The organism is Lysinibacillus sp. EB271-A1-10B, from assembly GCF_058791335.1.
The window spans coordinates 12,001-27,946 of the sequence record NZ_JBYTDL010000031.1; the positions used below are offsets into that span (position 1 = coordinate 12,001).

Consider the following 15,946-nt stretch of genomic DNA (forward strand, 5'->3'; position numbering starts at 1 on the left):
ATATATTTAAAAAGTACTATATCAATTATGTTAAATAGTATTGAATCATAAATGAATGGAGCTATACAAACAGGTTTTCTTTCTTATTTGATCTCTTTTAAATACCGATGTTATGCGGTCCCTTATAAGATTACAACCAAATTTTTGCTAATTGTGAAACTCCTTTTATGATCTCTTCCTCACTTAAATTACCCAATCCAAGTAAGATGTGTGGATATTGTGGTTTATATTTCGAGAAAGTTTGTGAGCATGGATGAACTGCTATTCCGTGTTCATATGCGCTTTCTATTAGCATTTTTTCACTCATTTTTGTTTTAACTTCAATAATAACGTAAACTCCGGAGCTACTACCTTTTATTTCAACATCATTTTTAAAGTGTTTTAGTAATTCCCTATTCAATAGGTTCATTTTACGTTTATACAATGCCTTCATCTTCCTTAAGTGTGAGTACCAATATCCTTCATTCATAAAGGCCGCCAATGTTCTCTGATGAATAGATGAGGATGTTTGCTCAAGCAAAGGAAGTATCTTTCTATATTCACTTACTAGCCTCTTTGGCAAAACCATATAACTAACCCGGATAGAAGGTAGCAATGCTTTTGAAAAAGTTCCTAAATAAACCACCCTATCATTAGAATCTAAGCTTTGAAGAGATGGTATAGGTTGATGAATGTAACGAAATTCACTATCGTAATCATCCTCAATAATATATCCTTCCACCCTTTTTGCCCATTGAATTAACTTTAATCTTTCATTGACGGGGATAGTTACTCCATATGGAAAGTGGTGAGTAGGAGTGACATATAAAAGTCTAGAAGGTGACTGTAAAAGGCGATCAACTTGAATGCCTTGTTCTGTTACCGGGATTGGATCTATGATAAATGACTGAAGCGCAAATAGGTCCCTTGCCACATTATATCCAGGGTCTTCTACTGCCAGATATTGATAGTCTTGCTTTAGCAACAGCGTCAAAAGTAATAACAAGTGTTGTGTACTACTGCCAATAATAATCTGTTCAGCAGAAGTATTAACCCCTCTTGATTGGAACAAGTAATCTACTAGTGCCTTTCTTAATTGAATATCGCCTTGCTTTTCTCCGTATGAAAACATGCTAGGGTCTTTAATAACTTTGTTTGTAAGCATTCTCCATGTTTTCAAAGGGAAGTTCTCTTGATCCACTGTCCCGATTTTAAAGTCAATCGTTTTTATGTCAGTTTGATTCTTTTCATGATGTTGTTCTTTAATAGGTTCATAATTAAGCGTCTCATCCGATATATTTGCATCTACAAAAAACCCCTTTTTGTTCTCACTTCGAATATACCCTTCCGATTGCAATTGTTCATAAGCTAGCTGAGTTGTGTTTCTGCTGACCTCTAGTTGGAGAGCAAGTTGCCTAATCGATGGCAACTTTGTATTCCACTCTAATTTACCAGATAAAATCTGAGTTCTTATGTATTGATAAACTTGTTGGTACATTGGAATATTATTTTCTCGATTGATATTAAAAATTAGCTCATTCATTATTGAAATACCTCATCTGTCATTTGTGTTTATTGTAAACTGTACCTTTTAGAAATGACAGTATAAATGAATAATGAATTTAGAAAAAGGTCACTGATAACATTATTTATGTACATATTTTGTGGGAATCAACTTGATAGCAGTAAGAATTCAAGGAACTTCTGTTATCTTGGAAGGTCTTAGCCTAAGTTCCTCTGTTTCAGCGGGTGGTACAAGGAATTTAATATTTTGAGGAGGTGGAAATATTGGATAAACCTCGATTATGGACAAGAGATTTTATCAGTATTGCCATTACTAATTTTCTCGTGTTTACAACATTTTTTTATTTATTGGTCACATTACCGATATATGCTATACAAGAATTACATGGTGCCAAAACTGAAGCTGGACTTATTACTACAGTTTTTTTGATTGCCTCCATCCTAACACGCCCATTTGCAGGTAAATGGATCGAAAAGGCAGGAAAATATGTCGTTTTTATAAGTTCTCTCCTTGTTCTTTTCGCAGCTTCAACTTTGTATTTTATTCCGCAATCTTTGATTGGCTTACTATTTCTTCGTTTTTTTCATGGAATTGGCTTTGGGATGGCCACAACAGCCACTGGAGCAATTGTAGCTGATCTCATCCCTGAATCCCGTAAAGGAGAAGGAATGGGGTACTATGGACTAACGCTAAATCTTGCTATGGCTATTGGTCCCTTTTTAGGTTTGACTGTTATGCAACAAACAGCGACAAGTCTAATGTTTATCATCAATGCAAGTTTTGCTTTCTTTGCACTCGTTGCAGGATTATTTGTTAAGTTACCTAAGAAAACTTTTATGCAAGAACGGGAAATTGAACGAAAAACAAGCATGAAGATTGGAGATTATTTGGAACGTTCCGCTATTCCTGTATCATTGGTGTCAGCTTTCTTTGGACTGATTTATTCAGGAATTATTTCCTTCGTTTCCTTATATGCTAAAGAGCAAAGCTTAGTGGAAGCTGCTAGTTATTTCTTTGTTGTGTACGCAGTGGTCCTTTTAATTTCACGACCTTTTACCGGAAAATGGTTTGATTTATTCGGGGCAAATACGATCATTTATCCCGCTATTTTATGTTTCGCAATCGGTACGTTTTTACTAAGTGTATCGAATACGTCCTTGTTATTTCTTACATCAGCAGCCCTTATCGGTGTTGGATGGGGAACTGTATTTCCAAGCTTTCAAACTATCGCTATTCAAGTAGCCCCCCCTAAAAAGAGAGCATTGGCTACGGCTACATTCCTTTCTATCTATGATTTTGGGTTCGGCATTGGGTCATTTATCTTTGGTATTGCCGCAGCTAAAATTGATTACGGATCAATATATTTTTATTGTTCATTCTTTATCATAATCGGTATTGCTGTTTATTATTTACTGCATGGTAGACTATCTTCACATTCTATTGTGAAAAAGGTAAAGAAGGAGATTGCTTAAGGTTTTGACTTCAACAACAATTAAAATATAATCATTTTCACGCTATCGCCGTGTAAAATTGTTTCTTCAACATATGTCATCCTGAACTCGATGATCCTACTGAAAATGCACGTTTGGAAAGAATAAAACGCCACTTCTACTTAAACATTGAAGTGGCGTTTTGAGTACGCAGCGTTCGATCTCTCACACTTCCATATCTGCTAAACTCAGATATAACATGACAAGATTCCACTACAATTTCCTTATCAAGCTTCCATAATCTCACTATCAGCATCTACTTTATGAACTTGTTAAAATACTTCTTCTAGTAAACATATCGGTTTTCCAATAAATATTGGTACTTTCGAAAAAATATGTAGATACTAATATGTGACTAAAGGTAGAATAATAAATGATAGATTATGACTAGATTATAGATTAAATGGAGGTTTTCAGGATGTTAAGAAATTTGTCTATCCTCTTACTGGTGTGTTTATTAGTAGGATGTTCGAGTAATGAGGGAGTTTCTAAGAAAAATGAAGAGGCTTCTGAGAAGCAAACAGCAGAGCAAGCTCTCCCTCAATCGAAAGAAGAATGGCAGAGTACGGTAAATACAAGTGAATGGTATGAGCAAACGAAATCTAAATTCCCTGTAGCGGCTGAACAATTTGTCGATTTTGATGGAGATAAAATCCCTGAATATATTTTGGGTTATAGTGATCAAACCAATTACGGCTACATCGTAGGGAAATATAATAGAGCAAATAAAGCTTGGGAGAACTGGAGTGATCTACACTATGAATATCCAATTCATAACGAAATTGCATTCCATGGCGTCCTGAATGGACCAGATGATAAAGAAATACTCATCGCGAGTGACTTTCAACCAGGCGTCAAAACGATTTCACATGAAGTAAACCTTATTAAGGCTTCTGATGATAATTCTCGTGTCATATTGGGCTTCAAAGCATATGCAGAAAATAGGGAGGATATAACTGTAAATCCCACTACAAATTCCTTTCATTTAGTAGGGACAGAAGTAAATCAAACCTATGTAGTAAAAGACAATCATCTATTAGCAAATAATGAAAAAATATTGCTAGAAACAGGACTTCCAATAATACATAATGAAGCATTTATGAAAGCATTAAATAATAGTTTCACCAAAACTGGGATTTCCTTTATGGACACTATTGGTGATGGCGTTCAAAAGAATAAGGCTATAGCGAAAGAAGAATCTTTTGAAGGTGTTTTATGCAAATCGTATGAAGATTACTCAATTTGCACTACATTTTACGATGGAAACATAAACAACGGACCAATTACACATGTTCTTTTATTTAACTTTAAAGAAGTAACGGCAAAAGATATTTCAAAAGCTATAAATCAAAAAGTGACAATAGAAACAAATGATTTCACGGATACTATTGACCAAATACTATATTTCGCAACATTTACTGTTGATGATATAGTATTCCATGCTGAATTCGATGGATCTACTGAAAATGCGCTTTTGAAAAGAATTAGTATTCAAAACCCTAAAGAGCACTACGAATTTTAGTAGAATTGAAAAGAGTGTAACAAAACTCAAACGCCACTTCAACATAAACCTTGAAGTGGCGTTTTAAGTACTCTTATTTAACTTACCATATCTTCTCTACCCATTCAGGATGATCTATAAATGGATTTCGATTGCCTTGGATTTCGTAAATTTTTTCATTTCTTTGTTTTTCATATTCATCTACAGGATCTTGCTTGTGCCATTGTAAAAGAACAGAAAGTTTACCGTGATAAGGAGCTGTTCCATTATTAACTTTGTCATTTAATTCAAGATCCACCTTATCTCCAGCTTCATAGCGAGTGGCCATATATAATAGTATACGTGCTACATCACCTTTTACGCGGTTAGGTGGTTCGAATGAATCTGAATCTTTCAAGCAACCATTACAGCCTGCCACTGGACTGCCACCATTGTCAAAGTCTAAATTTCCTCTTGAGCTATTAACTTGTACATCAGTTGGGCGTAAGTGATGGATATCTGTTCCTGGTCCATTGCTTGTCCCAAAGTTACCATGTGACTTTGCCCACGTATGCTCTCGGTTCCAGTTCCCTACATTGCCACCACTATTTGTTTTTGGACTAGATTTCCCAGAGTAAAATAAAATGACATTACTCGGATTAGCAGGATCTTCATCCGTATACTTCAATGCATTCCAAACATCATCATAAGAAAGTACCTTTTGTACGGAGATGATATCATGTAGAGCCTTTTTCAGTGCTTGACCTTCCTTGTTATAAGCACCTGTATAATAATCATTAGCAATGACTGTTACGCTGAAACTTGTAGTGACACTTTTCTTTCCATCAGAAGCTGTAACGCCAACAATATGACTACCCTCTGTTAAATTAACTGTTAATATCGTTCCATTTATCGTCCCTTTTGTAGCAGTAAATGAAAGTTTATCCCCATCAGGATCGGAAAAATGATTGGTTAAATCAATTTTAATTTCCTCACCAATAGCTACAGTTTTGTTAGTAATAGGTTCTTTAATGATTGGTTGATTGTTTTCAGCAGGCAAAGAAGGATTCACAATCGGTTTCCCCTTCGAATTTGTAAATTTAATTTGCTCAGGAGCTGCACCCTTTTTATAGATTATCGATTGTATATCCAAATTTTCAGCGCCTCTTATTTCACTGACATATGGACCTTCAATTGTGAGTGTTTTCACGCTATTGCCTTTAAGGTCGACAATCATCCCTGCTTTCACTGGACTAAGGATAACATCAGTCGTCTTAAAGCCTTCTCCATGTAGTTCTGCATAGCCACCTTTAAGGAACACACCTTTTGGGATAACAGATTGCGCATCTAAATGAAGTGCTATACTAGGTTTATTGATTGTTAATTTGTTCTTTTTGAAGTTCTTATAGTCATATACTATTTCAGGTTTAATCGGTTCAACAGTTGAATCTTTATTTACATCGATTTGAACCATTACTGGATCATGGTCACTTGCACGACCTGCCATGTCTGTAAAATCAGCGTTAATATGAAGAATATCAACATCTGTTTTCTCTGCCAAATTGTTTGACAATAAAATATGGTCTAATACTTGTGAATTCCCCTGATATACATATGTGTAACGATCAGGAGCCTCTACCTTATTAATCATATTCGTCATCCATTGACCTTCATGGATTTTAAGCGCATCCGCAAATTGATAATCATTAAAATCACCTAAAGAAACAATGTTTGCATCTAGATTTTTTGATTTAATGTCTCCAACAAAATTAGAAACAATATTAGCGATTTTTTTACGTTGTACTTCACTTCCATACTGTGGAGGCTGAATCGAACCAAATAATGGGGTATCTCCACTTTTAGAATTCCAATGATTTGCGATCACAATTACATCTTCATCTTGGAATTCAAATTGCGCTGCTAAAGGTTTACGGCTACTTTTAAACGCTTCATTTGCTGGATCAATACGCCCAGGGTTCACTGTTAATTTCCCATCTTCATAACCAACAGCTGTTGTCGCATCCCCTGCTGGAATACCATCCTTTAACTTCACCCGCTCTGGATTATAAAGGAAGCCAACTCGAATATTTGCATCTGGTGCTCCACCGTCTTGATTGTTAATTGGATCGATATTAACATACTGATACTCGACACCACCTACACCTTTAATGGCGTCGATTAATCTTTGATAACTTTGATCCGCTTTTGAATCTCCTGCAGATGGCCCGTTATTATCTTGTACCTCTGTTACACCAACAATATCAGGACTACCCATATCAATACCAATTGCTCTTGCTAATTTTTTCGCTTTATCATCAGTAGTAGAAGTTTTGTTATTAGAGAAGTTCTCCAAATTATAAGAGGCAATTGTTAACTTATCTTCTTCCTTAACTATTTTTGTCGTCTCAGGTGATGTATTTCCTTTTTCATGAGCTGCCTTCATCTCATCTAGAGAAGCATAGATTTTAAAGTTTTGATAGGAATAGCCTACGATTCCCGTAATTGGCCCTTTAAATTTATCACCTGTAGCCACTTCAAAATCACGTGCAGCGCCATTCGGTTCTAATCGGAATTGAACTCTGTTTGGATTTGCATTTTCTTTCTCATGCAATACCCCACCGTGAATTGTGTTTGTTGGTTCACCTTCAAGTACTGTTACTAAATCCCCATGCTCTTGTGGTGCTACCGCTTTCACGTTTTCAACTTCTACTCTCATGCCTTCGATACTTTCCCAAAAATCAATAGCGTCGATTGTTGGATTAAAAACCCCAAGATTATCACTGTCGATTTTACTAAAGGACATTTTTAACTTATCGATTCCAATTGTTTTTGGTAAGGCTACATTACTTTTAATGACCTCCACTTTTCCTTCTTGATCGTCACGCACATTAATTTGTGTTGTTTTTAAATCTGTTTGCTGCCTGTCATCATAACCATCGTATGCATATTCGCTTACTTTACCTTTAACAGATACTAAATCCCCAACCTTTATTGGCCATGGTTTCTTTCCACCGTACAGAAAAATACCTTCAGAAGTCTTCGGATCTTGATCGGCTAATTCATCTGGTGTTTGAATCGTATAATACCAATTATTATTTAACGTGAATGAATAAGTTACGATCCCTTCAATTCCTTCAACTGTTTTACCATCAAATGTTGTAGCATGCCCTGCACCTTGAATATCATGAATCTGTAATTTATCTGCAATGCTATATTCAAATGTAGTTATTTCACTAAACGTGCCATCTTTAGCTTTAACGATTGTTTTTAAAGTCGTATTTTTCCTAATTTCAATTGGTGTCTCATATTTAAGACTTTTATCAGTTGGCTCTGTACCATCTAATGTGTAATAAATTTCTGCATCTGCTGTCGATGTTGTTAAAGTTACTGTTGTTTTCCCAACAAACGTCCCACTTCCAGGAGATGCGCTAGCAGGCTTTAGTGCTGCACTATCCACTACGATATCTGCTTCTGATCGAGGAATCACCTGATAGTCTTTATCGAACTGTTGAACAATTCCAGTGATAGATTCATAGTTTGTACCAACAGTTAAGCCTAGAGAATTTGTCTCATCTCGCACAAGAAAATTCGTTCCGTCATTTGCAGTAAAGTTCGCCCATCCTGCACCTTGTTGAACATCTGTAAGCGTAACATTTTTCACTGTTACTAACTGCGATTCACTCTCTTCATTCACTTGAGCCCCAGCTACTACCTTTGGAGCAGGTATCCCAGCATTTTCAACTTTTTCAACGATTGTAGCACCATCTAATTGTAGTAAACCACGATAGTCAACTAACTTCCCTTTTAACGTAACTTCATCCCCGACAGACATAGCTAGACTAGTAGGTCTTACCGCAATACCACCTGTCTCATCTTGGACCGAAAACGTATTTTTCAAGCCTGCTGCAACTCTACCTTTGATCGTTACCGTTTCACCTACACTTTTATTCCGAGCATCTCCAATTGAGAGAATTGCCGGTACTTCGGGGTCAACAGGACCACCTGTATTGCCATCCATTACGTGTCGGCCTAAATTGGAGAAATTATCTACCGGTAATGAATCCCATTCCGATGCTGCATTAAAAGGATCATTAATAGTTGTATCACCCGTCAAAACTGAACTCTTCCTTACTAAAGTTACATCTTTAGCAAAATCTGCTGAAGAACCAACTTGTCCAATGGAATCGACTATTTCACCAGATTTCCTTAATACGACTGGATCATTTCCATTGAAATTAATAACCGTTATGTTTTCTAGATTTCCTTTTGCTTTAATGTTTGGATCTGCATCTTTATGATGTAAAACATACGTAGCACCGTTTTCTAGAGTACCTGTCAAACTCACTTTATTCTTCGCGGTAGCTTCTCCGTTCGTATGAAGTTCTAGCGTATAATTACTTAAATCAACCGCGGCACCTGTACCATTATAAATTTCAATCGCTTTATTGAAGGAAGTTCCTTCAATATACTCTGAAATGATTAAATCCTTTGCAAGTGTTTCAGCATTTACTGTAATGGGTGCTACAGGTGCGACAATACTTGCGACTAGAGTTGTTGCTAAAAAGGTATTTAACGGCTTCTTCCAATTCTTCTTTGACATCAGGTCAATTCTCCTTTCAATTTAAAGAATGTCAGTTTTTTTTGCAAAAGATACTTTCGGTTTAGGTCTATTCCGTACAGACGACAATTATCGCATACGCCATGTCGTAAATGGTCGAACTATTCAAAACATATTTCCCCATTACATATATATGTAATCATATTATTATTAATTCACTATTTTTATAGTATTTATATTATGTTAATGATTTGTAATAATAGAAAACACATCTACTACAGGGATTTTAACAATTTATAACATAATTTTAACATATAAATAAAATTTGACACTTACCTAATAGGCTTAATTATAAAAACGGGCTAATGGATTTACGCCAAAAGTAAATAGTCTCTTAACCACTTACTGGTCAAGAGACTATTTTCTATCTTTCTACTACTTTTGTATCAAACTATTATATAAAGGTAAAGCGGCTCGTCGAACGTTCCTAGAAAAGCAACCCGCTAGAGGTAGTGGCTGGGTAAATCCTTTGGATCAGAAACCCTACAGCATACTATGAGGAGCTTAGTACTGACATATTCTTCAATCTATCGAGGATTTCCATGTTTAAAATAATAGTCAAACCTAGCACCGATTTTTCTATATTGATAATAATTTTTTTAGCTTATGGTTTTGTACATTGATGAGGAATTGTTGATTTCCGCGGAAAGCGCCACCTCGAAGTGAAAATCAACATTTGCTTAAAGATACACTTTAATTAATTTTTTAACGACGTGCTGAAGGGCAGATGAAAGTCTATTCATCTGCCCTTCTATTTATTTTTGTTTCTTTTTATAAATGATTGTTGCTACAACTAGTACAAGTAAAACTGCTTGTCCAATCATAGTTTCTACTGTTGGATAGAAACCAATGATGTTGACAACTGGCAAGCCATCTACAATAGTTGTTGAAACTGAATCCCTTAACTGCAATGTATGCAAGCTGACACCAATAATTTTAAATGCCAATACGTAGATTAACACCGTAGCAACAGCGAAAAATTTATGAATTGGAATTTTTCCACTTGCTTTAAATAATACAAATGCAAAAATAGCTAATATTAAAAGTGCTACTACGATCCCTAGCACAAACTGAGATGTCTCCATTTTAGGTGCAATTCCTGCATAGAAGACAAGTGTTTCTGCACCTTCACGGAAAACAGATAAAAAGCTAATTGATGCCATGGCAAACACCGAGCCAGTAGAGATGGCATTGCCCATTTGTTTGGAAATATAGCGATTCCAACTTACCACACTCGATTTACTATGGAGCCAAATACCAACTCCAATCATCATTGCAGCGGCTAATAAACCAATATAACCTTCCATGAGCTCTCGACTCGTATCAATTGTCGCTGATTGGAAAATTGTCGACATTAAAACAGCTGCTACTGCTGATAAAAAGATCCCTACAAATGCACCAACATATATCCATTTGCGCATTGTTTTTTGTCCAGACTTCTCTAAGAATGATACTAATGCCATAATAATAAGCAGTGCCTCTAAGCCTTCTCGTAGTAAGATTAATGCAGCATCCCACAGCGTGTAATCTGAGTCACCTTGAATCAGCTCAATTTCAGTGCGGAAAATATTAAGCTTACTTTTAACTGCTTTAACATCTACGTTAGACTTCAATAAGTCACTAACGATGATTGGCATATCACTTTCAATTTTTGTATACAGGCTGCCGTTACGTGTTGAAATATCTATTTCTACACTTGGCCAAATTTTAATGAACTCTCGAATTTTATCTGAGGCTGCCTTGTAGTCACCTGCATCGATAAAATCATTCGCCTCATCAATATAAGCAATTAATGTTGCTAAAGAATACTCTCCTTCTACAACTTCCGCCGTTTCATTACCTGCTACAAAATCTTCAATTGTTTGTTTTAATTCTGCATATTGTGATTGCATTAATGCTACATCTGGCTCTTCAGAAGCAAGTGTGATCCGTATAAAGGCCATCTGTGTTTCAATCTGCCCGTACATGGCAATACTTTGCTCTCGCACAGGACGTTCAATTTTTTTCCATTTCGTATTGAAATCCTTATAGGCTGCGTCGATTGTAGCTAAATCCCTACTTGCTAAGGCATCTTCAAATGCTTTCATGACAGGTTTAAATTTCGTGCCAAATTCTGCACGCTGCGCCGCTTCATCTACAGGATTCTCAAGCTTTTCTAATGCACGTAAGGCATTTGACAATTCAGATAGTGCCTTTAAACGTTCATCCTTAGTAGTAGCTTCAACTGCTTGTGCAAGAATATTATCAACTTTTTCTTTTGCTTTCTTTTGCTCTGATGTAACCGACGCCCAGTCTGTTGCAAACTGTTCAAGGGCTTGCTCAGCTTCGGATTCTTTATCCTGCTTCGTATTCATTAGCGCATCACTAATAGAAATGTATAAGTGACTATATGATTGCGCTGCCTGCACTGGTGCAGCAAGTGCCAATAACAAGCAAAGTACTAAGCTACAGCGCGTTAAAAAGTGCTTCACCTATATAACTCCCCTTTTGTACACCAGGGAAGCAAGCGAACACTGCGCTGCCTCGATGTGTAGTATACTCATTCATTTTATCCAAACGTCCTAAGCTATTTTGAACTGTTATAAATTGGGCTGGGTCTTTTTGAAAAGAAACAAACATGAGTCCCGCATCATGCGCACCTGTATTCGTCATAACACCTGATGCATAAGAATACGAACGACGTAACATACGCGCACCTGATTTACGTGCCAAATGTACGTGTGACGTATCTGGCATAATGTACTCACCGTTGCTATCCTTCGCCTCTACATCGAAATCATCGAACTCTTTCTTTTTACCAAAAGGTGCACCACTATCGCGATAACGACCAAATGTTACCTCCTGATCTTTCAAAGATGTGCGATCCCATGTTTCAAGATGCATTTGAACTTTACGTGCGACTAAATAAGAGCCGCCTTTTAGCCAGCCTTTATCAACCCATACAACTTTATTTAAATCTTTGTCATCGGCAGTCGACGGATTTCCAGTGCCATCCTTGAATGCAAATAAATTTCTCGGTGTTCCTTCACCAGCTGGGAATGAGTTAAAGCCTGCTTGAGACCATTTAACTTCTACCTTACCAGATGCTGCACGAACTAAGTTACGTACTGCGTGGAATGCCACCTGTGGATCATCCGCACATGCCTGGATACAAAGATCTCCACCTGTAAGTTCTTTTTGTAGTTGATCTTTTGGGAAATGTGGTAAATCATTTAATTCTGCAGGCTTCAAATGTTGAATCCCAAGCTTATCAAACAAAGATGGGCCAACACCAATTGTGATCGATAAATTTGAAGCGTCTAAACCTTCTGCTTCACCTGTATCTCCTGTAGGAACTCTAGTATTTGTTGTTAAATCTACCATTAATTCACCATTCATTAAACGAACAACAAGAGGTGTCCATTTTTTGAACAACTCTTGTAAGTCTTTCTTTGATGTAAATAAAACATCTAAAGAAGCAAAATAAATATTTGTCTGAACTGGTGTAATAATGCCAGATTGATGTTTTCCATAAAAATCAACTTTATTACGTGCAGTCGTGCTATCCGCAACAGGCTCGAACACATCGTAGCCCATTACTTTCATAACACCACCTAAGCCAGAGGCACCGATAGCTATACCAGCTGCTCCGATACCTGTTAGCTTTAACATGTCACGTCTCGATATTTTTTTATTCATCCATTTTTCATCATTTGACGCTGTCATTTATTATCACTCCAAAAATTACTCTAAAATAATACCCATTTGACTTAATGGTTCACCAAGTTGATTAACTGCTGCTGAAAGTGCTTTTGTGTCTTCATCAGTTAATTTTTCGTAAGAAACATATCCGCCATCAGCAGTCGCATGCTTCGCTAATAAATCATCTACTGCTTTAAATTTTTCATCTAATGTAGCAACTAAGTCTTTATCTTTCGCTTCTAATTTAGAACGTAGAATTTCAAAGATTTTTTCTGCACCTTCAATGTTTGCTTTAAAGTCATAAAGGTCTGTATGAGAATAGATTTCTTCTTCACCAGTGATTTTTGATGTCGATACTTCATTTAATAAGTCAACCGCACCTGTAATCATTAAATCAGGTGTTACTTCTACAGTTTGAACTAATGCGTGTAATTCTTTAGCGTCTGCTAGTAATTGATCTGCAACTGCCTCGTAGCCTGCAGTTTTGTTTTCTACCCAAAGCGCATGTTCTAGCTTATGATAGCCCGACCATGCTTCTTCGCCTTTGCCTTCTTCTTTAATATCAGCTAAACGACCGTCAATACGTGGGTCAAGGTCACCAAAGCTCTCTGCGATTGGCTCCGAACGCTCGAAATACATACGTGCCGGCGCATAAGCTGCTTTTGCCTCTTCAATTTTACCAGCTTTAAATGCTTCTACAAATTTTTCCGTTTCTACTAAAAATTGATCCATTTGCTCTAATGCAAATGTTTGATAGGCTGCTAGTTCAGCAGATAAATCAACTTTTGTAGCTTTTTCTGCTTGCTCTGTTGCTGGCTTATCGTCTTTTTTAGCTTCATCTGTATTTCCACAGCCAGTCATTAGAATACCTCCTGCAACTAATACTGACAATAATGATGTTTTTTTCATGCTAAGTACCTACTTCCGAAATAGTTTATATCGAGAATGATAATGATTATCAAGTGCAATTGCAAGAAGTATTTTTATTTATAGAAAAAAACGACATTTTATAGTCGATCTAATTAGATAACTAGATAAATGGCGTTTTTTCCACAATATAATCATTCTAAACTACGAAATTTTTGCTTGATTTCTATTTTCATATTTTCCATATAAGAAATAATAAAGGATAATTGACACTAAAATAACAAATACCATCGCAAAGAAAATGGCACTGTACCCCGAAGTCGGAACGAAGAATCCTAAGAAATAAGGACCAACCCCTAAACCTAAATCATATAAAATAAAATATGTCGATGTCGCAAGTCCTAAACGCTCATTTGGTGTAACTTTAATCGCTATTGCTTGCGCTACTGAATTGAAATTGCCATAACCTATCCCTATGCAAGCTGCGGCTAGTAAAAATACAACACTACTAGTCGCCGAACTAAAAGCATACATTCCTAGTGCAAAAATAACTAAACATGGATAGATAACAATGTTTGCACCTCTAGTGTCTAGTAATTTTCCTGTAAAAGGACGTGTCGCTAAAATAACAATTGCATATATAATAAAGAAATAACTTCCTGCAGTTACCAAATCAAGCTCTTTCGCGTAAAACGTCATAAATGACATAACCCCTGAATAGGCAAAGCCAATAACGAGCGCCACAAAAGCAATTGGCACGGCACGCATTTCGATAAAATTAGTGAGCTTAAAGCCTGTTTTCTCCGCCATTTCTTTGGCCTTCTTCGGTGCATCTGGAACGGTTACGATAAAATACAACAAGAAGCATACAATAGCTAATACGGAATCGACAGCAAAAATCATCCGATAATCTTCAAACAGCTGCGTTAGAAGAATACCTACAAACGGTCCGATAGCAGTAGCTAAAATAGCACTCAAGCTGTAATAACCGATACCTTCTCCTCGTCGATCAGAAGGTAAAATCTGTGCAATAATTGTCCCTGTCGCCGTACTAGCCATCCCAAGTGCAATACCCTGTACTAAACGATTGACCATTAGAAGTGGCAAATTCGTCGCGATAAAATAAGACATCGTGGATAGCATAAACAATAATAATCCAAAAAATAATGTTTTTTTACTACCCCAATCCCCAATAATACGCCCTGTCCCGAGACGCCCAAATAAAGTACCAATAATAAAAATACTCGATACAAGACCTGCCGTACTAGTCGAAGCCCCAAAATGCTCAACCGCATAGCCTGCAATCGTTACCATCAATAAAAAGAATATTAATGTAATGGTAAAATTAATAAGTGAGACGATTAAAAAGTCCTTCGTCCAAAGTTTATGTCTAGTTGCTTCCACTTTTTTCTCTCCTACCGATTGATGTTTGCACAAATGTTCGCTAACACTTGTGTCGCAATTTCAATATCCCGCTCCGATACCCCCGCGAGTGCCTGTTCCATAGTTGGTTTTAAATGCGCTTGAATTTCTTGCACAATCTCTTCACCATCAGCCGTCAATTGTACAAGCTTTTCGCGCTTATCCCTACCCGCTACCGTTTCCACGTAACCAAGCTCCACAAGCTTTTGCACAAGTCTCGTTACACTCGGCTTTTCAATAAACATGAAATTCGCAATATCCACAAATGTATGTGGCCCTTTATCCATCAATAACCGAAGAAGAGCCCATTGAGAGCTATACAGCTGATATTTCCCCAACTGCACATTTATTAGATTGATAAACGGTCTATACATTAAGCGGTACTGATTAAAAAATTCTTGTTCGATCGTCAACATTACCACTCCTTTTTAGTTAGTTAGCCTAACTAACTATACGCTTTTCGTTTTTATTTGTCTAGTAGGAATTAGTCGGGAAATTCGGAGTTTTGGGTCGGGCTTTTCGTCTTTCTTGGCTTTCTATCCACGGTTTTGAGTGCTCTATCCAGCTTTCTACGCTTTCTATCCACGTTTTTGGGCGCTCTATCCAGCTTTCTACGCTTTCTATCCACGTTTTTGAGCGCTCTATCCAGCTTTCTACGCTTTCTATCCACGTTTTTGAGCTCTCTATCCAGCTTTCTCCGTTTTCTATCCACGTTTTTGAGCGCTCTATCTAGCTTTCTCGCCTTTCTATCCACGTTTTTGAGCTCTCTATCCAGCTTTCTAGGCTTTCTATCCACGTTTTTGAGCGCTCTATCCAGCTTTCTACGCTTTCTATCCACGTTTTTGGGCGCTCTATCCAGCTTTCTACGCTTTCTATCCACGTTT

The 15,946-nt window shown here is 36.9% G+C and carries 10 protein-coding genes; 2 read left to right on the forward strand and 8 right to left on the reverse strand.

The features are described from left to right. Window positions 1-130 precede the first annotated feature (130 nt). Complete coding sequence (pdxR, locus tag AC3WSK_RS24090) at window positions 131-1,522, reverse strand: MocR-like pyridoxine biosynthesis transcription factor PdxR (protein ID WP_492414785.1); 1,392 nt, start codon at window positions 1,520-1,522, stop codon at window positions 131-133. Between the two features lie 245 nt (window positions 1,523-1,767). On the opposite strand from pdxR, the gene AC3WSK_RS24095 reads away from it, so the two are divergent. Both AC3WSK_RS24095 and AC3WSK_RS24100 read left to right on the forward strand, forming a co-directional pair. Then, window positions 1,768-2,976: an MFS transporter gene (locus AC3WSK_RS24095; RefSeq protein WP_492414784.1), complete on the forward strand. Its 1,209-nt coding sequence runs from the start codon at window positions 1,768-1,770 to the stop codon at window positions 2,974-2,976. A gap of 436 nt (window positions 2,977-3,412) precedes the next feature. Further along, window positions 3,413-4,516, forward strand: a complete 1,104-nt coding sequence (locus tag AC3WSK_RS24100; RefSeq protein ID WP_492414783.1) for a hypothetical protein — start codon at window positions 3,413-3,415, stop codon at window positions 4,514-4,516. A gap of 82 nt (window positions 4,517-4,598) precedes the next feature. Here AC3WSK_RS24100 and AC3WSK_RS24105 read toward each other — a convergent pair whose 3' ends face one another. The 7 genes from AC3WSK_RS24105 to AC3WSK_RS24135 form a co-directional block, all read right to left on the reverse strand. Continuing rightward, window positions 4,599-9,074 (reverse strand): endonuclease, encoded by a 4,476-nt coding sequence (locus tag AC3WSK_RS24105; protein ID WP_492414782.1) that lies wholly within the window; start codon window positions 9,072-9,074, stop codon window positions 4,599-4,601. Window positions 9,075-9,847: 773 nt separating this feature from the next. Further along, window positions 9,848-11,563: an FTR1 family iron permease gene (locus AC3WSK_RS24110; RefSeq protein WP_492414781.1), complete on the reverse strand. Its 1,716-nt coding sequence runs from the start codon at window positions 11,561-11,563 to the stop codon at window positions 9,848-9,850. Beyond that, on the reverse strand, window positions 11,538-12,797 hold the full coding sequence (efeB, locus tag AC3WSK_RS24115; protein WP_492414780.1) for an iron uptake transporter deferrochelatase/peroxidase subunit: 1,260 nt from the start codon (window positions 12,795-12,797) through the stop codon (window positions 11,538-11,540). The genes AC3WSK_RS24110 and efeB overlap by 26 nt, the downstream gene beginning before the upstream one ends. 18 nt (window positions 12,798-12,815) lie before the next feature. Next, complete coding sequence (gene efeO / locus AC3WSK_RS24120) at window positions 12,816-13,682, reverse strand: iron uptake system protein EfeO (RefSeq protein ID WP_079560190.1); 867 nt, start codon at window positions 13,680-13,682, stop codon at window positions 12,816-12,818. Between the two features lie 162 nt (window positions 13,683-13,844). Beyond that, on the reverse strand, window positions 13,845-15,044 hold the full coding sequence (locus AC3WSK_RS24125) for an MFS transporter (RefSeq protein ID WP_079560189.1): 1,200 nt from the start codon (window positions 15,042-15,044) through the stop codon (window positions 13,845-13,847). A gap of 11 nt (window positions 15,045-15,055) precedes the next feature. Next, a complete protein-coding gene (locus AC3WSK_RS24130; protein ID WP_240518204.1) occupies window positions 15,056-15,478 on the reverse strand; it encodes a MarR family winged helix-turn-helix transcriptional regulator in 423 nt (140 codons plus the stop codon). 68 nt (window positions 15,479-15,546) lie between these two features. Beyond that, window positions 15,547-15,946 (reverse strand): hypothetical protein (locus tag AC3WSK_RS24135; protein ID WP_492414779.1); only part of this gene is annotated, 400 nt, incomplete at its 5' end.